This window comes from Roseinatronobacter alkalisoli (genome assembly GCF_028745735.1).
In the GTDB taxonomy this organism is placed as follows: Bacteria; Pseudomonadota; Alphaproteobacteria; order Rhodobacterales; family Rhodobacteraceae; genus Roseinatronobacter; species Roseinatronobacter alkalisoli.
The window spans coordinates 1-20,321 of sequence record NZ_JAQZSM010000005.1 but is presented as its reverse complement, the minus strand read 5'-3'; the positions used below and the strand labels follow the sequence as shown (position 1 = coordinate 20,321).

The following is a 20,321-nucleotide window of genomic DNA, read 5'->3' as shown; positions in this document are numbered from 1 at the left end:
GGGCGGATGTGTCAGTCATGGTGAAACACCTCCTGCATCTCTGCCCACCATTCGCCTTGTTTGCGCGCGCCCATGGGCACCTGACAGGGCATACAGACGGCCCACCATTCCTGCGTGCGGGGATCGGCGGCCATTCTTGCCATGTCGCCTGCGAAATCCGTGCCGTGATATTCGAAATAGGCGAACATCAGATTTTCAGGTTCTTTCAGATAGATCGAATAATTGCGGATGTTGCAGGCCGTGATCATCGCCAGAATCTCTGGCCAGACCGCGGCATGCAGCCGCTTGTATTCTGCAATATGGTCCGGATGGACCCGGATCACGCTGCCATGACGTTCCATCATGCTACCCTTTCCCTGTCTGCGAATGACTGCCCGCCACAGTCTGTGCCGCGATTGCCGCCATGTCCCAGTCGATGCCTATTCCCGGCGTGTCGGGCGGGTGTGCCTGACCGGCGCGCAGATCCAGTCGCGATGTGGTGATCGCATCAAGCTGCGGAATATATTCCAGCATCCAGGAATTCGGCACTGCGCAGATCAGGCTGACATGCAATTCCATCAGGAAATGCGGGCAGACCATGATGTTATGAGCCTCTGCCAGATGGGCGACCTTCAGCCATGGTGTGATCCCGCCGATCCTCGCAGCATCCACCTGCACAATGCTGGCTGCACCTTGTTGCACGTAATCCTTGAACTGGCCCAGCGAATACAGGCTTTCGCCCACAGCGACCGGGACGCGCGAATGGCGCGCAAGGGCGGCATGGCTGCCAATGTCGTCAGCGGGCATCGGTTCTTCGAACCAGCCGATGGCATGATCGGCCAGCATGTCCGCGCGCAGCATCGCCTGCGACAGGCTGAAGGCCTGATTGGCATCCGTGAACAGATGAAAGGCATCGCCGACAGCCGCGCGCACCGCGCCAAGGCGCGCGGCATCTTCGGCCAGATGCGGGCGGCCAATTTTGACCTTGGCCCCCGCGAAGCCCTGTTCCTGAACCGCCAGCGCATCATCGACCAGCGCCTGCGGTTCCACATGCAGCCAGCCGCCTTCGGTGGAATAGACCGGCACCGACCGCTTCGCGCCGCCCGCCATGCGCCATAGCGGCAGGCCCGCCCGCCGACAGCGCATATCCCATAACGCGATATCCACTGCCGCCAGCGCCAGAGAGGTGATTGCGCCCACCGATGTGGCATGCGTGGCGAACAGAAGATCACGCCAGATGCTTTCGATTTCCTCTGCCTCCCGGCCGATCAGCCGGGGCGCGAAAACCTGCTGCAACAGGCTGATTACCGCAGCGCCACCCGTGCCGATCGTATAACAATACCCTGTGCCCTGCGCCCCGTCGGCATCAGTGATTGTCACCAGCGGCGTTTCCTGGCTGACAAAACTCTGGATTGCGTCGGTCCGGCGCGTGCGAGGCGCCAGATCCACCATCCTGATTTCAACCGACCGGATCAACGCCATCAGAGCACGTCGAGCGAGCGCGTGGTAGCCGCGTCAAACAGATGCGCCCGGTCCAGTGCCAGCCGGAAGGACAGCGTCTCACTCGCCTGAACAATCCGCGGGCCATAAAGCTTGGCCTGCACTTCCTGCCCGGCGATACTGGTATAGATAAGGCTTTCCATGCCAAGCGGTTCCGCCAGATCCACTGTCAGCGCGATGTCGGTGCCCTCGTCCGTTTCGCCCAGTCCATGGCCGACCGGGCAGATATCGTCTGGCCGGATGCCCAGAACCACGTCCTGCCCTTCATGCGTTTTCGCACGCAGGCGAGCGGGCACCGGAACAAGGCTGCCATCACGCAGCAGCACCTGCCCTTCATGGATCACCGCTGGCAGCAGGTTCATCGGCGGAGAACCGATAAAAGTTGCGACAAAGGTGTTGACGGGATGGTTGAACACCTGCATCGGCGTGCCGACCTGTTCGATATGACCGTCGCGCATGACCACGATCCGGTCCGCCAGCGTCATCGCCTCCACCTGATCATGGGTGACATAGACCACCGTTGTCCGCACCTTCTGGTGCAGCTTCTTTATCTCGGCGCGCATCTGTCCACGCAGTTTGGCGTCAAGATTCGACAGTGGTTCATCAAACAGGAACGCATCGGGGTGACGCACGATGGCGCGGCCCATTGCCACGCGCTGGCGCTGGCCGCCGGACAATTCCGCAGGCGTGCGGTCCAGCAGTTCCGACAGTCCCAGGATGCCCGCCGCCTCGTTCACCCGCTCGGTGACGACCTGCGGGCTTTGTCCCGCGATGCGTAGTCCGAAACCCAGATTGTCGCGCACATTCATATGCGGATAAAGCGCGTAGTTCTGGAACACCATGGAGATGTTGCGCTTGCGCGGCGGCAGGTCATTGACCCGTGTTTGGCCAATCCAGACATCCCCGCCGGAGATATCCTCCAGCCCGGCGATCATCCGCAGCGTGGTGGATTTTCCGCAGCCGGAAGGCCCGACCAGCACCACGAATTCTTCATGTGCAATCTCAAGGTCGATGCCATGCACCACCCGCACCGCACCATAGGCCTTTTCGACCGCCCTTATGGAAATGCCTGCCATATCTTATCCCTTGACCCCGCCGAATGTCAGTCCGGCTATTAGGTGTTTCTGCACAAGGAAGGTCATGATCAGCGCCGGAACGATGATGATCACCGCCATTGCGCACATGCCTGCCCAATCAATCGTGAATTGCGCTGTGAAATCCATCAGCCCCACCGGCAGCGTCTTGCTGTCGGTCGAACGTGTCAGTTGGCTGGCCAGCGCATATTCGTTCCATGACGTCAGGAACGCAAAGACCCCCGCCGCCGCGATACCGGACCGGGCCAGCGGAAACTCGATCTTCCAGAACGCCTGCCAGCGGGTGCAGCCATCGACCTGCGCGGCTTCAGACAGACTCATCGGGATTTGCCGGAAAAACCCGTCAATCAGCCAGATCGTGAACGGCACATTCAACGAGATATAGACAATGATCAGACCCAGCTTGGCATCGATCAGACCAAGCCGCGACCAGACCATGAAGATCGGCAGCGACAGCGCAATCCCCGGCACCGCGCGGAACAGCATAAGCCCCAGAAAGATGCCACCCTTGAACCGGAACCGGTAGCGCGCGAAAGCATAGCCGCCTGACATGCCGATGATCAGCGCAATGACAGTCGAGGTCAGCGCGATGATCAGCGAATTGGAAAAATACGCCAGCACCGGTATTGCCACCTGATCCTGCCCGATGCCGAATATCTTGGCAAAATTATTCAGCGTCAGGGTTTCAGGCACCCAGATCGGCGGTTTGGCCAGAATCTCGCGGTTGGGACGGAAGGCGGATAGTACCACCCAAAGACCGGGCACGCACATGATGACCATCAGCAGGAATGTCAGCAGCCACAAGCCGAACGCCTGTGCGCGTTTTTTCAGCGGTGGGCGTGGCAAGGGCCTGTCGGCGGTGCGGACCGGTATTGCGGTTCTGCTCATTGCACACCCCCCATGTATCTGCGCGCCTGCATCAGTTTCGTGTAAAAATACCAGGTAAAGGCGATCGACAGCAGCGTCGAAAGATAGGCCATCGCATTGGCCTGCCCCATCCGCGCATCCATGTAGCCGGTGCGCGCGATCAGCGTCCATAACAGTTCGGTCCGGCCCGCCGGACCACCGCCCGTCATCACATGCACGATGTCATAGGCCCGCGCCACATCCAGACTGCGAATGGTCATCGCGATAAAGGCAAAGGGCATGATGAACGGCAGAGTGATATGGCGGAAAACCTGCCACGAATTGCAGCCATCGACCTTGGCGGCCTCCAGCGGGTCGCGCGGCATGGCGAAAAGCCCTGCCAGCAACAGGATGGCAAATACCGACGTGCTCATCCAGACTTCGGCAAAGATAATGGAGAACATCGCCAGCCGCCCGTCCACCAGCCACGGTATGGCCCGGTCGGTCAGGCCCAGCGATTGCAGCGCGTTGTTCAGAATGCCGATATTGTCATTGAAGATGAACTTGAACTGAAACCCGACAAGGATCGGGGAAAACATCATCGGAAACATCATGATCGTGCGCAAGGTCCGCTGACCCCAGGTGATCTTGGCGATCAGCAGCGCGATGCCCAGACCCAGCAGGAATTCGACATTCAGCGCGATGGCCAGAAACAGGATCGTGCGGCCGAATACGCGCCAGAATTCCCAATCCTCCAGCAGGCGGATGTAGTTGCGCAGGCCTACGAATATCTCGATCGTTTCGGGCCGGACCAGCCGATAGGCGGTCAGACTGGTATAGAACGAAAACCCCAGTGGAAGTGCGACGACAAACAGCATCGTCAGCAATGCGGGCGACAACAGCAAAAGCGGTATTAGCGCTGTGCGGCGTGTGCGGAGAAAGGCGATCATGCATTGGTCCGTTCAAGGCCCTGCGCGGCGGTGCCACCGCGCAGGGAAAGGGTGGGCAAATGCCCGTTCATGCGGGCCTAGTAATAGCCCGCATCCTCCATGACTTCGACGGCGGAGGCAGCCGCCCGGTCAAGCGCATCCTGCGGGCTGCGGTCACCGACCATTGCTGCCTGCAACTGCGGCCACAGCACGTTCGACACCTCGATCCATTCGGGAATCAGCGGCGGGGTGAACGCATCTTCGGCCATTGACGCGCGGAAAGTCTCGAACACTTCAACAAGGAAGCTGTCGCCACGGCTGTCAAATTCGGCAATCGCATCGTCCCAGACTGCGGTGCGTGTCGGCAGGATGCCGGTGCGCGCCTCCACCATCTGGCGGTCATGATCGGTCAGGAAAGTGACAAAGCTTGCCGCCGCTTCCTTTTCACCGCAGGTTTCGGTGATCGAGAAACTATGCGATCCCGACCAGCCGCTGCGCAGCCCCGCTGTGCCCTTTGGCGCGCGGACCACGCCCACATCGCCGGCGATGCTTGAATTTTCGGGATCGTTGAAGAATGCCGACCAGCCAGCCCAGTCCAGATTCAGTGCCACGGTACCCGATGCAAAGCCCAGCCCGGTATCATCCCACAAGTAATTCGGCACACCTGCGGGGACTGCGCCCGCCTCATACAGATCGACAAACCAGCTCAGCGCCGCAACACCGGCTTCCGAGTTGAAGACCGGGCGCATGTCATCGTCAAACATCTGGCCGCCATTCGCGACAAGCTGTTCAAAGAAACGCCCGGTTATGGCTTCGTCCTTGCCGACGAACTGGGTGCCATAGAACTGGGGCGGGTTGGCAAAGAACTTCGCCTGATCTGCGACCTGTTCCCAGGTTTCAGGAGGTGCAAGATCATAGCCATATTCCGCCACGAAACGTTCCTGATTGTCGGCATCTTCAAACAGCGATTTGATATAGAACAGGTTCGACACATCGGAATGGCGCGGCAGTTGTACCAGCCGCCCGCCGACTGTCGAATGTTCCAGCAGCAATGGCGTGAACCCGGCCAGCACCTCGGGGTCGATCAGATCATTCAGATCGGCATAGATATTGCCGTATTGCGGTGCAAAGGATGTGTGGTTCGACCCGACGCACCAGTTCAGAGTGCGCGCCGCGATATCCTGCTTGATTTCGCGGTCCAGTTCAAAATGGTTCTTGCGGCTCAGGATCTCGACCGTCGCGCCGGTCAATTCTTCCCATTTGCCGATCTCGGCATAAAGCGGCTCATATTGCGCGCCACCGATCAGCTTGACCCGCAGAACCGTGCCATCAAAGCTGCCATAATCATATTCAGCAGCCGCCATACCCGCTGTCAGGGCAGGCAATGCCACCCCAAGCGCCAGCGCCTTCAGGATTCGTGTCGTCATTCTTCGTTCCTCCCTTGATTACCATTTCCGGGCCGCCTCTTCCCGGCCCCGCTACATTCCGCCATACAGGCGGCGATATCAGTTCAGCCGCGCGCCGCGTTTGCGTCACAGCCGAATTCAGAAAAAACCCGCGCAGTGTCCGCGCCCAAGCGTGGCGCGCCCCGCCCCGATGCCAATGTCTGCCGGTCCAGCCGCAACGGGCCGCGCAGCGTGTCAAGCCCGGTCGCCCCACCAATCCGCTGCACCATATCCAACTGACCAAATGCCGGGGCCGCCATCAGCGCGTGCCAGTCCAGCACCTCGGCGCACCAGATATCGGCGGGCTGCAACATCGCCAGCCATTCAGTGGTGCTGCGCGTTGCGACCTGTGCCGCGATCACCGCGTTGATGTCATCGCGCGCTGCGCGCGCCGCCTGCGGATCATCAAGCCAGGGGTCCAGCCCGTCGATCTGCATCAGCCCGGCCAGATGACGCAGCGATGGTGTCATGGCAATCGCCAGATGACCGTCCCTTGTGGCGTAAACCCCGTAGGGCGCACCGATATAGGCATGCGCGCCATTCGCCGCGGGCCGTTGCGGCAGCTGGTGGCCGTCATTCAGATGCGTGGTCAGCACTTCAAACTGAAGCGAAAGCAGCGCTTCCAGCAGGCTGGTTTCCACCAGCGCGCCGCGACCATGCACGCCGCGCCCGACCAGTGCGGCAAGGATACCCTGCGTCAGCGCCTCTCCCGCCAGCATATCCGCAACTGACAGCCCCATGGGCATTGGCGGATGGTCACCGCTGCCGGTCAGCCACATCAGCCCTGACCGCGCCTGCGCCAGCAGATCCTGCCCCGGCAGATCGCGCCAATCCGTATCACTAAAGCCCGAAATTGACCCGTAGACCAGCTGCGGGTTGATCTGCGCGACATCATCATAGCCCAGACCCTGCCGCGCGATCACGCCAGGGCGGAAATTCTGGATCAGAACATCGGCCTGCGCGACCAGCGCAGTCAACCGCGCGCGGTCCTGCGGGTTGCGCAGATCCGCGGTGATGCTTTCTTTGTTGCGGTTGATCGCGTGGAAAAGTGGGTTCTCGCCGCCGACCGGGTCCGAGATGAACAGCCCGCGACAGGGATCGCCAGTGCCCGGTCGTTCGACCTTGATGACACGCGCACCCAGATCCGCCAGTTTCAGCCCGCAGAACGGCCCCGACAGGTACTGACTGAAATCCAGCACCAGAAGCCCGGCAAGTGGCCGCTTGTTCTGTGGCAGCGCGTTCATCATTTGCGGCTTTCGGCATAGGCGGCCTGCAACTGCATGATTGCCGCCGGGGTATCAATCTCGCCGCGCAGGCATGCATGGACAATATCGCCGCCCTGTTCCTGCAGGCGCATATACCCGTCATAGCGTGGCCGCAGCCAGGATGTTTCCAGCGTTTCACGGGTGTTGCGGAAAAAGTTGCGCGTCGCGGTGTTGCAGGCGTCATCTTCCCATGCGGCGGCATTGGCGGGCTGGCCCCCGGACTGAAAGAACAGCCCGCGCTGACAGTCTGCACCTGCGATGTGGAATGCGTAATCCACCGCCACATCCGGGTTGCGGCAGCGGGCCGACACGGCAATACCGGTGCCGCCAATCACTGTGCCGCGCGGGCCGTTATCCCCAAAACCCGGCGCATCAGCAAAAACCAGCGGATGGGGGCAATAGCCGTTACGGCTGTAATTGGTATACCCATACCCAAAGGGCGAATAGGCAGGTGCCACATCGCTTCGTCCCATCCATTCATAAATGCCGATCGGGTCCAGTGTCAGACAGCGCGGGTCAATCAGCGCCACAATCTCATGCAATGCATCAAATACCTGCGCGGCGGCATCCGGTGCGATCAGTTCTGCGGGGTCTTCAGCAATAGCCACGCCCAGATTCCGGGCCAGCCCGAAGAATGTCATCAGCGCGTTAATCGGGATCAGCGCGAACCCGACCTTGCCCGCACGCGCCAGCGCGATCACCTGATCCCAGCGGCGCGGTGCCGTGTCGATCAGGTCGGGGCGATAGCAGGCAACCGGCGTCGCTGCATCTATCGCCAGCCCCCATTGCTGCCCGTCAAATTCATAGGACGGATGGGACGCCCCCACCGACTGCGCCGCAAGGGTGGCCAGTTCCGCGTCGCGCCCGCGCCCGTTCAGCGCCAGCAAATGCCCGTGGCGCGCGACCTCTCCGACATGGGGGTGATCAATCACCATCAGGTCATAGGTTTCGGCCATTTCGGCAATTGGCCGGTCAGCAAAAGCCTGCAATGACCGCTTTTCCCACGTGATCACGACCCCGGGATGGTCCTGCGCAAACGTGCGAGATGTCGCAACCATCGGGTCAAAACCGCGCGCGTGGTCCCATGTCATGCCCCGCAGGACAATCTGCTTCGTCATTCCTGGCCTCCTTCGCGGCTGTCTTGCCATTGTGACGGCGTTGCCCGCGAACCGTTCCGGGTTGCAATACTGCGCAGCCATGCGGTGCAGGCCGGGCCTTGCGGATCAAGTAGCAGTAAAACTTTTCACTTGTCAAATCTTTTTTCGTATATAAAAACTCTGGAAGACTGACAGGAGGAAACCATGGAAAACGAACGCTACTTTGAAGATTATGAACCCGGCCATACGCGGCGAACATTCGGGCGCACCATCACGGAGACCGACATCGTCGTTCATGCCGGGCATTCGGGCGATTTTTTCCCGCATCACATGGATGCTGAATTCTGCAAGACCCAGGCCTTCGGTCAGCGCATCGCCCATGGCACCATGACTTTCGCCATCGGAATCGGGTTGACCGCGACCGAGATAAATCCGCGCGCATTCACCTATGGCTATGAAAGGCTGCGCTTTCCGACGCCGGTTCATCCCGGCGATACCATCCGCACCACGGTCACGATCGGGCGCAAGGCCGCTGACCCCAAAAGACCCGGTTTCGGACAGGTTGTCGAGATATGCGACACCCGGAATCAGAATGACAAGACAGTCATGTATTGCGAACATGTCCTGCTCGTGGAAATGCGCAAGCAGCAGGGGGACACACCGTGACGAAGACGACCACCACCACCGCACAGGACTGGCCCGCGCCGTCGCGCGCCAAGCCGATTGTGATCATCGGCGCGGGTGGCATTGTGCGCGACGCGCATCTGCCCGCCTATGCGATGGCAGGGCTGCCGGTTGTGGGGGTCACCGATCTGGATCCCGGCCGCGCGCAGGCGCTTGCCCGCGACCATGGCATCGCGCATGTTCACGCATCAGTCGCAGATGCGGCAACCCATGGCACCGGTGCCGTCTATGACATTGCAGTGCCGCCCCACGCGATCAACGACATTCTGACCGCCCTGCCCGACGGGGCAGCGGTGCTGATCCAGAAACCCATGGGCAGTGATCAAGCGCAGGCGCGCGACATCCGCCGTATCTGCCGCGAGAAGGGGCTGAAGGCCGCAGTCAATTTTCAGCTTCGTTTTGCGCCAATGATGATGGCGGCGCGGCAATTCATCGAACGCGGTCGCATCGGTGAATTGCTTGAGATAGAGGTCCACCTGAACATCTATACCCCATGGCAGATATTCCCGTTCCTGATCCCGATGGAACGGGTCGAGATTGCCGTGCATTCGATCCATTACCTTGACACGATCCGCGCGCTTGCGGGCAACCCGACAGGCGTTTTCGCCCGCAGCATTGCCGATCCGCGCGCCGCAGATTTCGCGCAGACGCGCACATCGGTCATTCTGGATTATCCGGCGCCATTGCGCGCGATCATGAGCATCAACCATAACCACCGTTGCGGTCGCAAGTTTCAGTCCGCCGGGTTCCGGATCGAGGGGACGGAAGGTGCGATGATGGTCAAGCTTGGTGTGTGCTATGACTATCCGAACGGTGAGCCGGACGAGCTGTGGTTCTGCCGCAATGGCGGCGACTGGGAACAGGTGCCGCTGACCGGAAGCTGGTTCATAGAGGCGTTCATGGGACCGATGCGCAACCTGCAACGGTTCGACGCAGGAGAGGATGAACAGCTGTTCACTGGTGTAGAGGATGCCTATCAGACCATGGCGCTGGTTGAAGCCTGCTTTCGCGCCATGGCAATACCGGCGCAACCGCCGGAACTGGACTAGTCCCGGTGGTCCAGCGCAGTGTCAGGATCATCCGGAAGCCCCTGCCCGGTATCGCGTGCAATGCCGCCGCCCAGATTGCGCGTCAGCATCGTGGTGGCGCGCAGCAATGCGGCACGGCATTCTTCAAACGTCACTGTGTCCTGAAACCGTTCAATATAGGGCACGGTCATGGCCGCGATTGCCCAGCCGGTATGGTCTATCACCGGGGCAGAAATATTGACGACCCCGCGCACGATGAAACTGTCCCTGACTTCGTGCCCGGTTTCGCGGATTCTGGCCAGATCGCGCCGCAGCGTCGCTTCATTCAGTTCCGCAGGCAGCGGTACCCGCGCAAGCGCATCGGTCAGTGCTTCTTCGGGCAGATGCGCCATGATCACCCTGCCGGAGGACGCGCGCCACATCTCGATCCGGGCGCCCAACCGCACGCTCATGATGTTGTTGCCGGGACTGTCCACCTGCCCGACCACAAGCACGACATCCCCGCTTATGACCACCAGATGCACAGACTGGTTCACATCCCGCGCCAGTCCTTGCATCACCGGACCGGACAAGGCCGTCAGTCGCTTGATCAAGGGGGTACGATGGGCAATCTCGAAAAGGCGGGTGGTCAGCATGTAGCGGTCGGTTTCGGGGTTCTGCGCGACATACCCCCGCGCCTGCAGCACCACCAGCATCCGGAAAATCTCGCTGACGGAGCGGTTCAACTGCCGTGCGATGTCAGTCTGCATCAGCCCGGCATCTTCGGTCGACAGCAATTCAAGGATATCCAGCCCTTTTTCCAGCGCTGGCGCCGTATATTTCTGTGCAGCGGCACCTTCTGTCCCTGTTGTCGGCATCAGCGCACTCCCCTTCGGCGAATTTCACATATGAAACACATGCTGACAAGCTTAAAGGGCCAACAGCCATGACAGATACCTGTAATGATGAAACCGCCCCGCTTGCCGGGCTTCTGGTGCTCGATCTCAGCCAGTTCCTGTCGGGACCATACTGTTCTTTGCGGCTGGCCGATCTGGGCGCGCGGGTGATCAAGATCGAACGCCCGGATGGCGGCGACCTGACGCGCAGCCTGTATCTGTCCGATACCGAACTTGGTGGCGACTCCACGCTGTTTCATGCCATAAACCGCGGCAAGGAAAGCTTGGCCCTGAACCTGAAATCGCCGGATGACCTTGCGGCGCTGCGCAAACTGATCACGCAGGCAGACGTGCTGATCCAGAACTTCCGCCCCGGTGTGATCGAACGGCTGGGCCTGGATTATACGCAACTGCGCGCCCTGAACCCCCGCCTGGTTTACGCGTCAATCTCTGGTTATGGCGAAGATGGTCCGTGGGTTGCCCGTCCCGGTCAGGATTTGCTGGCACAGGCACGTTCAGGGATCATGTGGCTGAACGGCGATGCGGATCAGGGGCCGGTTCCCTTCGGTCTGGCTATTGCGGACATGCTGGCAGGTGCGACGGCGGTTCAGGGCATTCTTGCCGCGCTGGTGCGGCGCGGAATCACCGGGCGCGGGGGGTTGGTGCAAACCAGTCTGCTGGAAGTTCTGATTGACCTGCAATTCGAAGTGCTGACCACCCATCTGAACGACGGTGGCCGCCTGCCGCAGCGCGCAGCAGACCGGAGTGCGCATGCCTATCTTGCCGCCCCTTACGGGATTTATCGCGCGACGGACGGGTATCTGGCGCTGGCAATGACCCCCCTGCCCCGACTGATGGACATCATGGACCTACCCGAACTGGCCCCATGGTGCGATGACCCGAAAAGCTGGTTCACTGCGCGCGACCAGATCAAGGCAGTGATTGCCGCTGCCATCGCCAAACGCCCGCTGAGCGCGTGGCTGGACCTGCTGGAACCCGCAGATATCTGGTGTGCCCGTGTCATGGACTGGCCCACGCTGTTGCAAAGCGATGCGTTCCAGCGGCTGGACATGCTGCAGACAGTCACACGTGGGGACGAACTGTCGGTGGCCACGACCCGCACACCGCTGCGCATTGACGGCATCCGCCCCGGCACCCGCGCCGCCGCGCCGCTGATCGGCGCGGACAGCGCGCAAATCCGCGCCGAGTTCGGATTGTAACACCGCATGCGCTGCCCGGCGTCACGCAGGGCGTTACTGATCCGGCAGGCCATGGCAAAAAACGGGTGGATGCAGGCCGCGTTCCCCGACCGGCACAACCGGATATTGGCTATATCCCGGTCAGCAATCGATGCCCGGGTACGTGATAAAGCCGCAACATGCCGATCAACCGCGTCTGTCGCCAGCTTGTCCGTGTAATCAGCAGCGTGGGCATGTCGGGCGCAATCTTCAGGGCGTCCGCCACTTCGGCGGGGGGGTGCGCGGCTTCGATCGCGATATGCGCGCGCGTCAGCGGTACATTGCGCAACAGCCATTCATCGGCAGGCATGGTTTCCAGTATCTCTGGCGTCAACCCCACAACTGTGGCGGGCAGTAACCAGCGTTGTTCAACCTGATAGGGCCTGTCATCGGCCAGATGCAGCGCTGATACGAACAGGAACGAGGTGCCTGCAGGCACTCCCATCTCTGCCGCGATGGCGGGGCTGGCAGGTCTGACACCTGCATCCAGCATATGATACCCGGCGACATGCCCCGCCTTGCGGATGGCTTCGGCGATAATGGGCACATCAAGTGGGGCCTTGCGCACAGGGTTCGCCGAAACGGTGGTTCCCCCTTTGCGCTTGCGGTCCAGAAACCCTGCTGTTGCCAGATCACGCAGCGCGCGCCCGACAGTGGACCGTGTGCAGTCATAATGCGCGGCCAGTTCCACCTCTCGCGGGATCTGGTCGCCGGGTTTCCACGCACCCGACTGGATACGGCCAAGAAGATCACGGCGAATGGCCTTCCAGTCAACCTTGCCAGACGGCGCTGTCACATCGCATCTCTCAATCGTGCCAGAACGCGCCGGTAATCCGCGACGATCGCAGCCTTGTTGATATGTTCACCAGCACGCACAACATGCCGGCCTGCTGACCACACATCAGCAATGCAACGATTATCGCCGGAAAATATCAGGGTATCAAGAAACAGATCCCCGTCGCGCCCTTCAAGATCGGGCGTTTGCCCGTCCAGTGCAACCATATCCGCCCAAAGCCCCGTTGCAATGGCACCCGCCGCGCGCCCGGCGGCCTGCGCGCCGCCCGATGCAGCGCCTTCCCACAGGATACGCCCTGTCGAATAGCCGGGAACTGCCAGCACAGCCCGGCGCCGGTCACGCAAGCGCTGGGAATATTCCAGCCCGCGCAGTTCTTCGGTCAGCGAAATGCGGATATTGGAATCACTGCCAATGCCAAACCTGCCGCCATGCCCCAGATAGCGTGCGCCATCGAATATTCCGTCCCCAAGGCTGGCTTCAGTAATCGGGCAAAGACCCGCAACCGCATGTGTCCGGGCCAGCGCCACAGTTTCAGCCGGGGTCATCTGGGTGCAATGGATCAAACACCACCGGGCGGATACCGGGGCATTGTCCAGCAACCATTCTACCGGGCGGGCGCCAAATGCGGCCTGAATTTCGGTGACTTCTTCCTGTTGTTCCGCCAGATGCATATGCATAACGCGCGTCCCCGCCAGTTCTGTGCAAAATGCCAGATCATCTGGCTGCACAGCGCGCAGGGAATGCGGTGCCACGCCCATGGCGCTGTCTTCGGGTAGCGCGCCGATGGTTTTCTCCGAATCTGCAAACAGTCGTGCGAACTGGTCACGGTCATTGCCGAAACGCCGTTGTCCGGGCGCAAGGGGGCGGCGGTCACAGCCCCCATACTGGTACAGCACCGGCAGCAGCGTCAGCCCCATGCCCGTCTGTTCGGCGGCGGCGCAAATTCCATCCGCCATTTCGGACAGTTTGTCATAGGGCTGCCCGTCAGGCCGGTGATGCAGATAGTGAAATTCCGCCAGCGCGCCAAAACCCGCTTCCAGCATTTCCATTTGCACCATGGCCGCGATCGCACGGGCGTCATCGGGAGTCAGGTGGTCTAGGAAGCGGAACATCAACCGCCGCCATGTCCAGAATGTATCATGCGGATCGGGGCCGCGCGCTTCGGTCATGCCAGCCATGGCACGCTGGAATGCGTGACTATGCAGGTTCACCGGCGCGGGCAGCAGCGTGTCCACCCTATGCCCCTGAGGTGGCGCATCTGCGGTGACGGAGGCGATCCGCCCCTGTGCGTCAACGCAGATCAGCACATCATTTGCCCATCCGTTCGGCAGCAAGGCCTGCCGTGCCCAAATCATCTGATCGTTGTTCATCTTCATATTGACACTATTATTATGCTTACGCATATTAATGACACGAACTTCAGCCGAAGGGAATAGCCCAGTGAACGACATCACATCAGCCAACCCACAGGATCTGCCCTTCGGCATCCATCAGGGGAACAGCCCGCTGGTGTTGGGCATCCCGCATGCCGGAACCTGTATTCCCGATGATGTGCGCATAGCCCTGAATGACACAGGACGCGCGATTTCCGATACCGATTGGCACATGGACCGCGTTCATGAGGGGTTGGTGGATGATGTGACCATCGTTTCCGCACGTTTTCACCGCTATGTCATTGATGCCAACCGCGACCCTTCGGGGGCCAGCCTTTATCCCGGCCAGAACACTACCGGCCTTATTCCGCTGACTGATTTCGACGGGAACCCGATCTGGGCACAGGAACCGGGTGCCATGGACATCGAATCGCGACGCAAGCAATTCCACGCGCCCTATCACGCGGCACTGGCGGCGGAACTGGCCCGTGTAAAGGCGCTGCATGGCTTTGCCATTCTTTATGACTGTCATTCCATCCGGTCACAGATTCCGTTCCTGTTTGAAGGCACCTTGCCGGATTTCAATATCGGCACCAATCATGGAGTGACCTGCGCGCCTGCCCTGCAGGCGCTTGTCATGCGCCATTGCGCTGATGCGAACGGTTTCACCAGCGTTTTGAACGGCCGCTTTGTCGGCGGCTGGACAACGCGGCATTATGGCCAGCCCGATCAGGGTATTCACGCCATCCAGATGGAACTGGCCCAGTCCACCTATATGCAACAATCCCCGCCCTGGGCCTGGGATAAGGGCCGCGCTACACGCCTGCGCGCGGTTCTGGGACCAATGCTGCGCGAAATCGCGGCGCTTGACCTGTCCTGATCACGAATGAAGAAACCCCAACAAGGAGTAACACTATGAAGCATATCACGAAATCCTTCTGCGCGCTGACGCTGTCGGCAATGGCGCTTGGTGCGCCTGCAATGGCGCAGGAACGTGTGTTTGTCGGCATCGCAACCGGCGGCACCGGCGGCACATATTACCCGCTGGGCGGGATGCTGGCGCAGCTTATTTCCAACACCGCTGAACTGGAAGGCAAGCGTATTTCCGCCACGGCGGAAACCGGCAACGCGTCGGTTGCCAATGCCGGTCTGCTGGCGCAGGGCGAGATTGAAACCGCCTTTATCGCCGCTGATATTCTGGATGCCGCCTATCGCGGTGCAAACCAGTTCGAAGGCAATGCCGCCGAGAATATCCGCGCGCTTGGCTCGCTTTATCCTGAAACCGTGCAGCTTGTGGCGCGCGCGGGTGCAAATGTCACCAGCTTCGCGGAAATGGCGGGAAAATCAGTATCGTCCGGTTCACCGGGTTCGGGCCAGTGGCAGCTTCTGGGTGACCTGCTGGACGCGCATGGCATGACCCGCGAAGACGTGTCCGAGGATTATTCGTCCTTCGCGCAATCGGCAGACAAGCTGCGCGATGGCAATCTGGACGCATCGCTGATCACGGCGGGGATTCCCACAGCCTCGATCACGGAACTGGCCAATGGGCATGACGTCACTGTTGTACCCCTGACCGGCCCTGAAATTGCTGCCCTGCAGGAAGTGCAGCCCTATTACGCATCGGTCACCCTGCCCGCGGGTACTTATCGCGGCATTGACGAAGATGTGGAAACGCTGGCCGTGCGCGCCATCTGGGCCACCCATGCTGATCTGGACGATGATCTGGCCTATGCCATGGTCAAGGCGCTGTATGAAAACACCGAAACACTGGCGCAGGTCCATGTCATGGGCAGCCAGATTTCGCTGGAAACCGCACTGGAATCGGTGTCGGTGCCGCTGCATCCCGGTGCGGAACGGTTCTACCGCGAAATGGGCCTGATCGAGTGATCGGCTTCGGCAAGTGCTGCGTGAATGCGCTTGCCATCGTAACGCTGGTTGCGGGCGGCCCCGGTGCCGCCCATGACTGCGCACAGCGCGCGATTGATGTGGTTCGCCTGCATGACGGCGTGGTGCTGGCAACATTGCCTGCGCGACCCTTCACATTGGTCTGGCGCAATTCCGTGACCCTGACGATGGTGCAGGCCGATTATATCCTTGGCGATGGCGGGCAGATCATTCAGATCGCAGAGCGGTTTGCGGCCCATGGCCCCGGCATGGCCCATGACGGCACTGGCTGGCGCGTGGAAAATGACCAGATGGCGATCGAGTTGCACCGCGACGTGGGGCGCCTGATCCTGCGCAGCGCACCTGCGCATGAAAACCGCCTGATTGCCGGTGACACGACAATCGACCTGACCCAGTGGCCCGCCACCCCGCTTGAAATTCTGTCGCCCGACTGCAAGGACACCCCGCGATGAGCACATCTGCACCCCAAAGCACCCTGACCGACGCGGAAATGGAAGCGCTTGTCCGCAAGTATGACAGCGAAACCAATTTCCGGCGGCTGACGGGGGTGACGGGGTTTGCGGTGACGCTGGCCTGCATCGTGCTGAGTGTGTTCCACATTTACACATCCGGTTTCGGTTTGCTGAATGAAGTCATGCACCGCTCCGTGCATATGAGCTTCATCATGCCGCTGGTATTCCTGCTGTTTCCGCGTGCGCGCGTGGAAAAGCCCGTGCGCGCCTGGGGGTTCGGGCTGGCATTCGCTGCGTTTTATGTCTTCCTGGGCGTGCAACTGGCCGATGCGCTGAGCGGGCGCATACCTGACATGGCGCGCTGGGGGCTGATTGGTGTCAGCTTTGCGCTGGCCCTGACCGCGCTGCCCATCTCCGCCCTGGGTGGGCAGGGCAACCGGGTATCGGTGACGGACTGGCCGCTGGCCATCGCCGGGGGCGGGTCGTCCCTGTATCTGATTATATTCTTTGACGAAATTTTCATTCGCAATGTCGGGTTCCCGCAACCGCTGGATTATGTGATGGGCCTGCTGGCCATCATCATGGTGCTGGAAGCCGCCCGCCGCACCATGGGCGAGGTACTGCCGGTGATTGGCACATTGGCGCTGCTTTATGCTGTTTTCGGCCCCTATCTGCCGGGTGATCTGGCGCATCGGGGCTATAATATCATCCGGCTGGTCAACCATCTGTATCTGGGCACCGAAGGGATTTATGGCATCGCCATCGGTGTCGTGGCAACATTCGTGTTCCATTTCGTGCTGTTTGGGGTGCTGGCACAGAAATCCGGGCTGGGGCAGTTATTCATCGATCTGGCCAGCATTGTCGCGGGTCGCTATGCGGGCGGACCCGCGAAAGTGGCCGTCGTGTCATCGGGGTTTTTCGGCATGATCTCCGGCTCGCCCGTGGCCAATACGGTCACCACTGGCGCATTTACCATTCCCATGATGAAGGCCAAGGGATTTTCAGGCCGCTTTGCCGCCGCGACCGAAGCCTCGGCCAGTTGCGGGGGACAGGTAACCCCGCCGATCATGGGGGCCGCGGCCTTTGTGATGACCGAAATGCTGGGCGTACCCTATAATGAACTGATCCTGATCGCGATCATACCGGCAGCGTTTCATTATCTGTCAACGCTGTTCATGGTCCATCTGGAAGCCAAGCGCCTGAATCTGGAAGGGATCGCGCCTGACAAGCTGCCGCAATTTCTGGATGTGCTGGTCCGGTCATGGCACCTGTTCATTCCGCTGGTGGTGATGGTCACGCTTTTGCTGATGAAATTCACGCCCTTCCTTGCCGCCTTCTGGGGGATCATCCTGACGATTGTGTGCTCCTATATTCCGGTAACCCTGCAACTTGTCGGGTTGGGGCGGCGCATGGATGCCAGCAGTGCGCTGACACCGATGAAGCTGCAGGACGCGCTGAAAAGCGGCGCGCAGCAATCCATCGCCATCACCGCCGCCTGTGCCTGTGTAGGTTTCATTCTGGGGGTAACCACCCTGACCGGCATGGGATTCAAGTTTTCCGGTGCCGTAATTGATGGGGCCGCATGGATGGGGGCTGCGATTTCCGCGCTGGACCCGTTCGGGTTCCTGTCGCAAAATGGCACAACGCTGTTTTTCGCGCTGATTTTCGTTGCCATCGCCTGCATCATCATGGGTGCGGGTATCCCCACAACCCCCACCTACATCATTCTTGCTGCCATTGCCGCGCCCGCGTTGCAGCAACTGGGCGTGCCACTGCTGGCCACACATTTCTTCGTGTTCTATTATGGGGTTCTGGCAGACATCACACCACCTGTGGCATTGGCCGCCTATGCCGGCGCAGGGATCGCCAAATCCGACCCCATGAAAACCGGCATGACCGCGTTCCGCCTGTCGATGGGCAAGGCACTGGTGCCGATGATGTTCATCTATGCGCCCGCGCTGTTGTTCATCGATTTCACCTGGTGGGATTTCATGCTGGCACTGTCATCAGGGGTTCTGTCTATCGTTGCGCTGTCAGTGGCCTATATCGGGTTTTTCAAGACAAGCGTGGCGCGTTGGGAAAAATGGGTACTCAGCCTTGCCGGGCTGGTGCTGGTGGCACATAATCTGACGGCAATCGTGCTAAGCGCCGCAGTGGTGCTGACTATTCTGTGGCGCAACACCCGCAAACCCGCCGATACGGGCGTACCCCGCCCGCAGGACTGACAGCGCGTTTCCTGACAATCCGGGCTGAATGCGCATTTCCCTATGGCGTAAAACCGGCACGCTGGATTGCCTGTTGCCACGCGGTCCGGCGGGACGCGCGGATATCGGCGGACAATCGTGGCGAATATGTTTGCGCAGGTGCAGGCAAGGGCATGTCCACGCCCAGATTGCCAAACGCCATGGCAGCGACCCCCAATGCGCCGATTTCAGCGATATCGGCAGTCTGCACCGGGCAACCCAGCATATCCGCCTGAAGCTGCATCAGAAATGGATTGCCGGACGCGCCGCCATCGGCCCTGATCCGTTCCGGCGGCTGGCCGACATCGCGCCCCATCGCATCAAACACATCGGCAACCTGCTGGGCGATCGCCTCGAATGTGGCGCGGGCAACATGGGCGCGGGTGGTGCTCAGGGTCATACCCGCCAGCAGGCCGCGCGCAGCATCATCCCAATGCGGTGCCCCCAGCCCTGCAAGCGCAGGCACAAAACAGACACCGCCAGTGTCGGGAACTGTCTGCGCCAACGCCGACAGCGCAGCCGGGTCCGCCACGCCCATCAGCCCGGCCATGAATGACGCTGCCTGCGCCGACACGGTAATATTGCCTTCCAGCGCATAGACCGGCCCTGCCGCAGTGCTCCATGCAATGGTGCCCGACAGACCATGCGCCGAGTTTACCCGCGTTGGCGTCAGTGTCATCAGGCTTGATCCGGTGCCATAGGTGGCCTTCACCTGCCCCGGCGCGCGCACGCCATGCCCGTAAAGGGCGGCATGGCTGTCGCCCATCATCGCCAGAACCGGCACCCCCGCAGGAAGGTCCGTCACCCCCGCAGCGGTTTCACCGAACTCGCTGTCAGATGCGTGCGGCGTTGGCAGGCAGTCTGTCGGGACGCCGAAAATCCGGCCAAGTCCGGCGCTGAATTGCAGATTTCGCGTGTCAAATAATTGCATGCGGGACGCATTTGAATGATCGGTGGCAAAGGACGCCCCCGCGGTCAGGCACCACAACAGCCATGTATCCACCGTGCCCGCCCTGAGCATGCCCTGCTCATGCAAGGCACGCGCCTGCGGCACATGTGCAAATACCCATGCCAGCTTGCTGGCCGGAAACAGCGGGTTGATCCCAAGACCGGTGGCGGCAACCACCTCCGCATCATGACCGGCTGCGATCAGCGCGGCGCAGCTTTCTGCCGTGCGGCGGCATTGCCAGATCAGTGCGGGGCATATCGGCTGTGCAGTTCCGGCGTCCCAGACCACCAGTGTTTCGCGCTGGTTTGCGATGCCGATGGCGTCCGGCACCCCTTCGGACCGGACAATCTGCCCGATCACATCGCGCACCGAGGTCCAGATAGACATGGCCGATTGCTCCGCCCAACCGGGCCGGGGATAGTCGGTTGTCAGCGCCGCACTGGCACTGGCCAGCACGCGGCCCTGATCATCCACCAGAACAGCCTTGGTGTTGGTCGTCCCCTGATCGATTGCGAGTACGCGCATTGCTTATCCTTTGCGCTGCAGCGTTTTTTGGGCTGCAGCGATGATGCCTTTTGTTGAGAGGCCGTATCTGGTGAAGAGCCATTGGACGGAGCCTGTTG

The 20,321-nt window shown here is 60.8% G+C and carries 19 protein-coding genes; 7 read left to right on the top strand and 12 right to left on the bottom strand.

The window, feature by feature from the left end; translation table 11 throughout:
- Window positions 1-11: 11 nt before the first annotated feature.
- From PUT78_RS07260 to PUT78_RS07225, 8 genes are all read right to left on the bottom strand, one after another.
- Window positions 12-344, bottom strand: coding sequence for an L-rhamnose mutarotase (locus PUT78_RS07260; protein ID WP_274351585.1), 333 nt, complete (start codon window positions 342-344; stop codon window positions 12-14).
- A 1-nt stretch (window position 345) separates the two neighbouring features.
- Entirely contained in the window at window positions 346-1,461 is a 1,116-nt protein-coding gene (locus tag PUT78_RS07255; protein WP_274351584.1) for a mandelate racemase/muconate lactonizing enzyme family protein, read from the bottom strand.
- Window positions 1,461-2,555 (bottom strand): ABC transporter ATP-binding protein, encoded by a 1,095-nt coding sequence (locus PUT78_RS07250; RefSeq protein ID WP_274351583.1) that lies wholly within the window; start codon window positions 2,553-2,555, stop codon window positions 1,461-1,463. Before PUT78_RS07250 ends, PUT78_RS07255 begins: the two co-directional genes overlap by 1 nt.
- A 3-nt stretch (window positions 2,556-2,558) precedes the next feature.
- Window positions 2,559-3,461: a carbohydrate ABC transporter permease gene (locus PUT78_RS07245; RefSeq protein WP_274351582.1), complete on the bottom strand. Its 903-nt coding sequence runs from the start codon at window positions 3,459-3,461 to the stop codon at window positions 2,559-2,561.
- On the bottom strand, window positions 3,458-4,369 hold the full coding sequence (locus PUT78_RS07240; RefSeq protein WP_274351581.1) for a carbohydrate ABC transporter permease: 912 nt from the start codon (window positions 4,367-4,369) through the stop codon (window positions 3,458-3,460). Before PUT78_RS07240 ends, PUT78_RS07245 begins: the two co-directional genes overlap by 4 nt.
- A 77-nt stretch (window positions 4,370-4,446) precedes the next feature.
- The gene (locus PUT78_RS07235; protein ID WP_274351580.1) at window positions 4,447-5,775 is read right to left on the bottom strand and encodes a type 2 periplasmic-binding domain-containing protein; all 1,329 of its coding nucleotides are present in this window, start codon (window positions 5,773-5,775) and stop codon (window positions 4,447-4,449) included.
- Between the two features lie 83 nt (window positions 5,776-5,858).
- A complete protein-coding gene (locus PUT78_RS07230) occupies window positions 5,859-7,040 on the bottom strand; it encodes a CaiB/BaiF CoA transferase family protein (RefSeq protein ID WP_274351579.1) in 1,182 nt (393 codons plus the stop codon).
- Window positions 7,037-8,176, bottom strand: coding sequence for an extracellular solute-binding protein (locus PUT78_RS07225; RefSeq protein WP_274351578.1), 1,140 nt, complete (start codon window positions 8,174-8,176; stop codon window positions 7,037-7,039). Before PUT78_RS07225 ends, PUT78_RS07230 begins: the two co-directional genes overlap by 4 nt.
- Before the next feature lie 183 nt (window positions 8,177-8,359).
- Here PUT78_RS07225 and PUT78_RS07220 point away from each other — a divergent pair, with 183 nt between their 5' ends.
- Window positions 8,360-8,821, top strand: coding sequence for a MaoC family dehydratase (locus tag PUT78_RS07220; protein ID WP_274351577.1), 462 nt, complete (start codon window positions 8,360-8,362; stop codon window positions 8,819-8,821).
- On the top strand, window positions 8,818-9,888 hold the full coding sequence (locus PUT78_RS07215; protein ID WP_274351576.1) for a Gfo/Idh/MocA family protein: 1,071 nt from the start codon (window positions 8,818-8,820) through the stop codon (window positions 9,886-9,888). The genes PUT78_RS07220 and PUT78_RS07215 overlap by 4 nt, the downstream gene beginning before the upstream one ends.
- Here the strand turns inward: PUT78_RS07215 and PUT78_RS07210 are convergent.
- Entirely contained in the window at window positions 9,885-10,724 is an 840-nt protein-coding gene (locus PUT78_RS07210; protein WP_274351575.1) for an IclR family transcriptional regulator, read from the bottom strand. The two genes, PUT78_RS07215 and PUT78_RS07210, sit on opposite strands and share 4 nt — an antisense overlap.
- Before the next feature lie 68 nt (window positions 10,725-10,792).
- Between PUT78_RS07210 and PUT78_RS07205 the strand changes: the two genes are divergently transcribed.
- Window positions 10,793-11,962 (top strand): CaiB/BaiF CoA transferase family protein, encoded by a 1,170-nt coding sequence (locus PUT78_RS07205; RefSeq protein ID WP_274351574.1) that lies wholly within the window; start codon window positions 10,793-10,795, stop codon window positions 11,960-11,962.
- 109 nt (window positions 11,963-12,071) lie between these two features.
- Here the strand turns inward: PUT78_RS07205 and PUT78_RS07200 are convergent, their stop codons facing one another.
- Together PUT78_RS07200 and PUT78_RS07195 are read right to left on the bottom strand one after the other, a co-directional pair.
- On the bottom strand, window positions 12,072-12,776 hold the full coding sequence (locus PUT78_RS07200) for a GntR family transcriptional regulator (RefSeq protein ID WP_274351573.1): 705 nt from the start codon (window positions 12,774-12,776) through the stop codon (window positions 12,072-12,074).
- A complete protein-coding gene (locus PUT78_RS07195) occupies window positions 12,773-14,152 on the bottom strand; it encodes a formimidoylglutamate deiminase (protein ID WP_274351572.1) in 1,380 nt (459 codons plus the stop codon). The genes PUT78_RS07200 and PUT78_RS07195 overlap by 4 nt, the downstream gene beginning before the upstream one ends.
- Before the next feature lie 64 nt (window positions 14,153-14,216).
- Here PUT78_RS07195 and hutG point away from each other — a divergent pair, with 64 nt between their 5' ends.
- Genes hutG through PUT78_RS07175 form a run of 4 tightly spaced genes read left to right on the top strand, consistent with a single transcriptional unit; the run spans window position 14,217 to window position 18,731 of the window.
- On the top strand, window positions 14,217-15,029 hold the full coding sequence (gene hutG, locus PUT78_RS07190) for an N-formylglutamate deformylase (RefSeq protein ID WP_274351571.1): 813 nt from the start codon (window positions 14,217-14,219) through the stop codon (window positions 15,027-15,029).
- A 35-nt stretch (window positions 15,030-15,064) separates the two neighbouring features.
- Entirely contained in the window at window positions 15,065-16,036 is a 972-nt protein-coding gene (locus tag PUT78_RS07185) for a TAXI family TRAP transporter solute-binding subunit (RefSeq protein ID WP_274351570.1), read from the top strand.
- Window positions 16,037-16,056: 20 nt separating this feature from the next.
- Window positions 16,057-16,506 (top strand): DUF1850 domain-containing protein, encoded by a 450-nt coding sequence (locus tag PUT78_RS07180; RefSeq protein WP_274351569.1) that lies wholly within the window; start codon window positions 16,057-16,059, stop codon window positions 16,504-16,506.
- Window positions 16,503-18,731 carry a TRAP transporter permease gene (locus PUT78_RS07175; protein WP_274351568.1) on the top strand — a complete coding sequence of 743 codons (2,229 nt, stop codon included), beginning with the start codon at window positions 16,503-16,505 and terminating at the stop codon, window positions 18,729-18,731. The genes PUT78_RS07180 and PUT78_RS07175 overlap by 4 nt, the downstream gene beginning before the upstream one ends.
- 40 nt (window positions 18,732-18,771) lie before the next feature.
- Here PUT78_RS07175 and PUT78_RS07170 read toward each other — a convergent pair whose 3' ends face one another.
- Window positions 18,772-20,223 (bottom strand): FGGY family carbohydrate kinase, encoded by a 1,452-nt coding sequence (locus PUT78_RS07170; protein WP_274351567.1) that lies wholly within the window; start codon window positions 20,221-20,223, stop codon window positions 18,772-18,774.
- Window positions 20,224-20,321: the final 98 nt, after the last annotated feature.

Bases quoted from the DNA above. Each gene is read 5' to 3' on its own strand.
- PUT78_RS07250 (WP_274351583.1), bottom strand. From the start codon at position 2,555: ATGGCAGGCATTTCCATAAGGGCGGTCGAAAAGGCCTATGGTGCGGTG.
- PUT78_RS07260 (WP_274351585.1), bottom strand. From the start codon at position 344: ATGATGGAACGTCATGGCAGCGTGATCCGGGTCCATCCGGACCATATT.
- PUT78_RS07195 (WP_274351572.1), bottom strand. From the start codon at position 14,152: ATGAAGATGAACAACGATCAGATGATTTGGGCACGGCAGGCCTTGCTG.
- PUT78_RS07240 (WP_274351581.1), bottom strand. From the start codon at position 4,369: ATGATCGCCTTTCTCCGCACACGCCGCACAGCGCTAATACCGCTTTTG.
- PUT78_RS07225 (WP_274351578.1), bottom strand. From the start codon at position 8,176: ATGACGAAGCAGATTGTCCTGCGGGGCATGACATGGGACCACGCGCGC.
- PUT78_RS07170 (WP_274351567.1), bottom strand. From the start codon at position 20,223: ATGCGCGTACTCGCAATCGATCAGGGGACGACCAACACCAAGGCTGTT.
- PUT78_RS07255 (WP_274351584.1), bottom strand. From the start codon at position 1,461: ATGGCGTTGATCCGGTCGGTTGAAATCAGGATGGTGGATCTGGCGCCT.
- PUT78_RS07175 (WP_274351568.1), top strand. From the start codon at position 16,503: ATGAGCACATCTGCACCCCAAAGCACCCTGACCGACGCGGAAATGGAA.
- PUT78_RS07230 (WP_274351579.1), bottom strand. From the start codon at position 7,040: ATGATGAACGCGCTGCCACAGAACAAGCGGCCACTTGCCGGGCTTCTG.
- PUT78_RS07205 (WP_274351574.1), top strand. From the start codon at position 10,793: ATGACAGATACCTGTAATGATGAAACCGCCCCGCTTGCCGGGCTTCTG.
- PUT78_RS07235 (WP_274351580.1), bottom strand. From the start codon at position 5,775: ATGACGACACGAATCCTGAAGGCGCTGGCGCTTGGGGTGGCATTGCCT.
- PUT78_RS07245 (WP_274351582.1), bottom strand. From the start codon at position 3,461: ATGAGCAGAACCGCAATACCGGTCCGCACCGCCGACAGGCCCTTGCCA.
- PUT78_RS07185 (WP_274351570.1), top strand. From the start codon at position 15,065: ATGAAGCATATCACGAAATCCTTCTGCGCGCTGACGCTGTCGGCAATG.
- PUT78_RS07210 (WP_274351575.1), bottom strand. From the start codon at position 10,724: ATGCCGACAACAGGGACAGAAGGTGCCGCTGCACAGAAATATACGGCG.
- PUT78_RS07220 (WP_274351577.1), top strand. From the start codon at position 8,360: ATGGAAAACGAACGCTACTTTGAAGATTATGAACCCGGCCATACGCGG.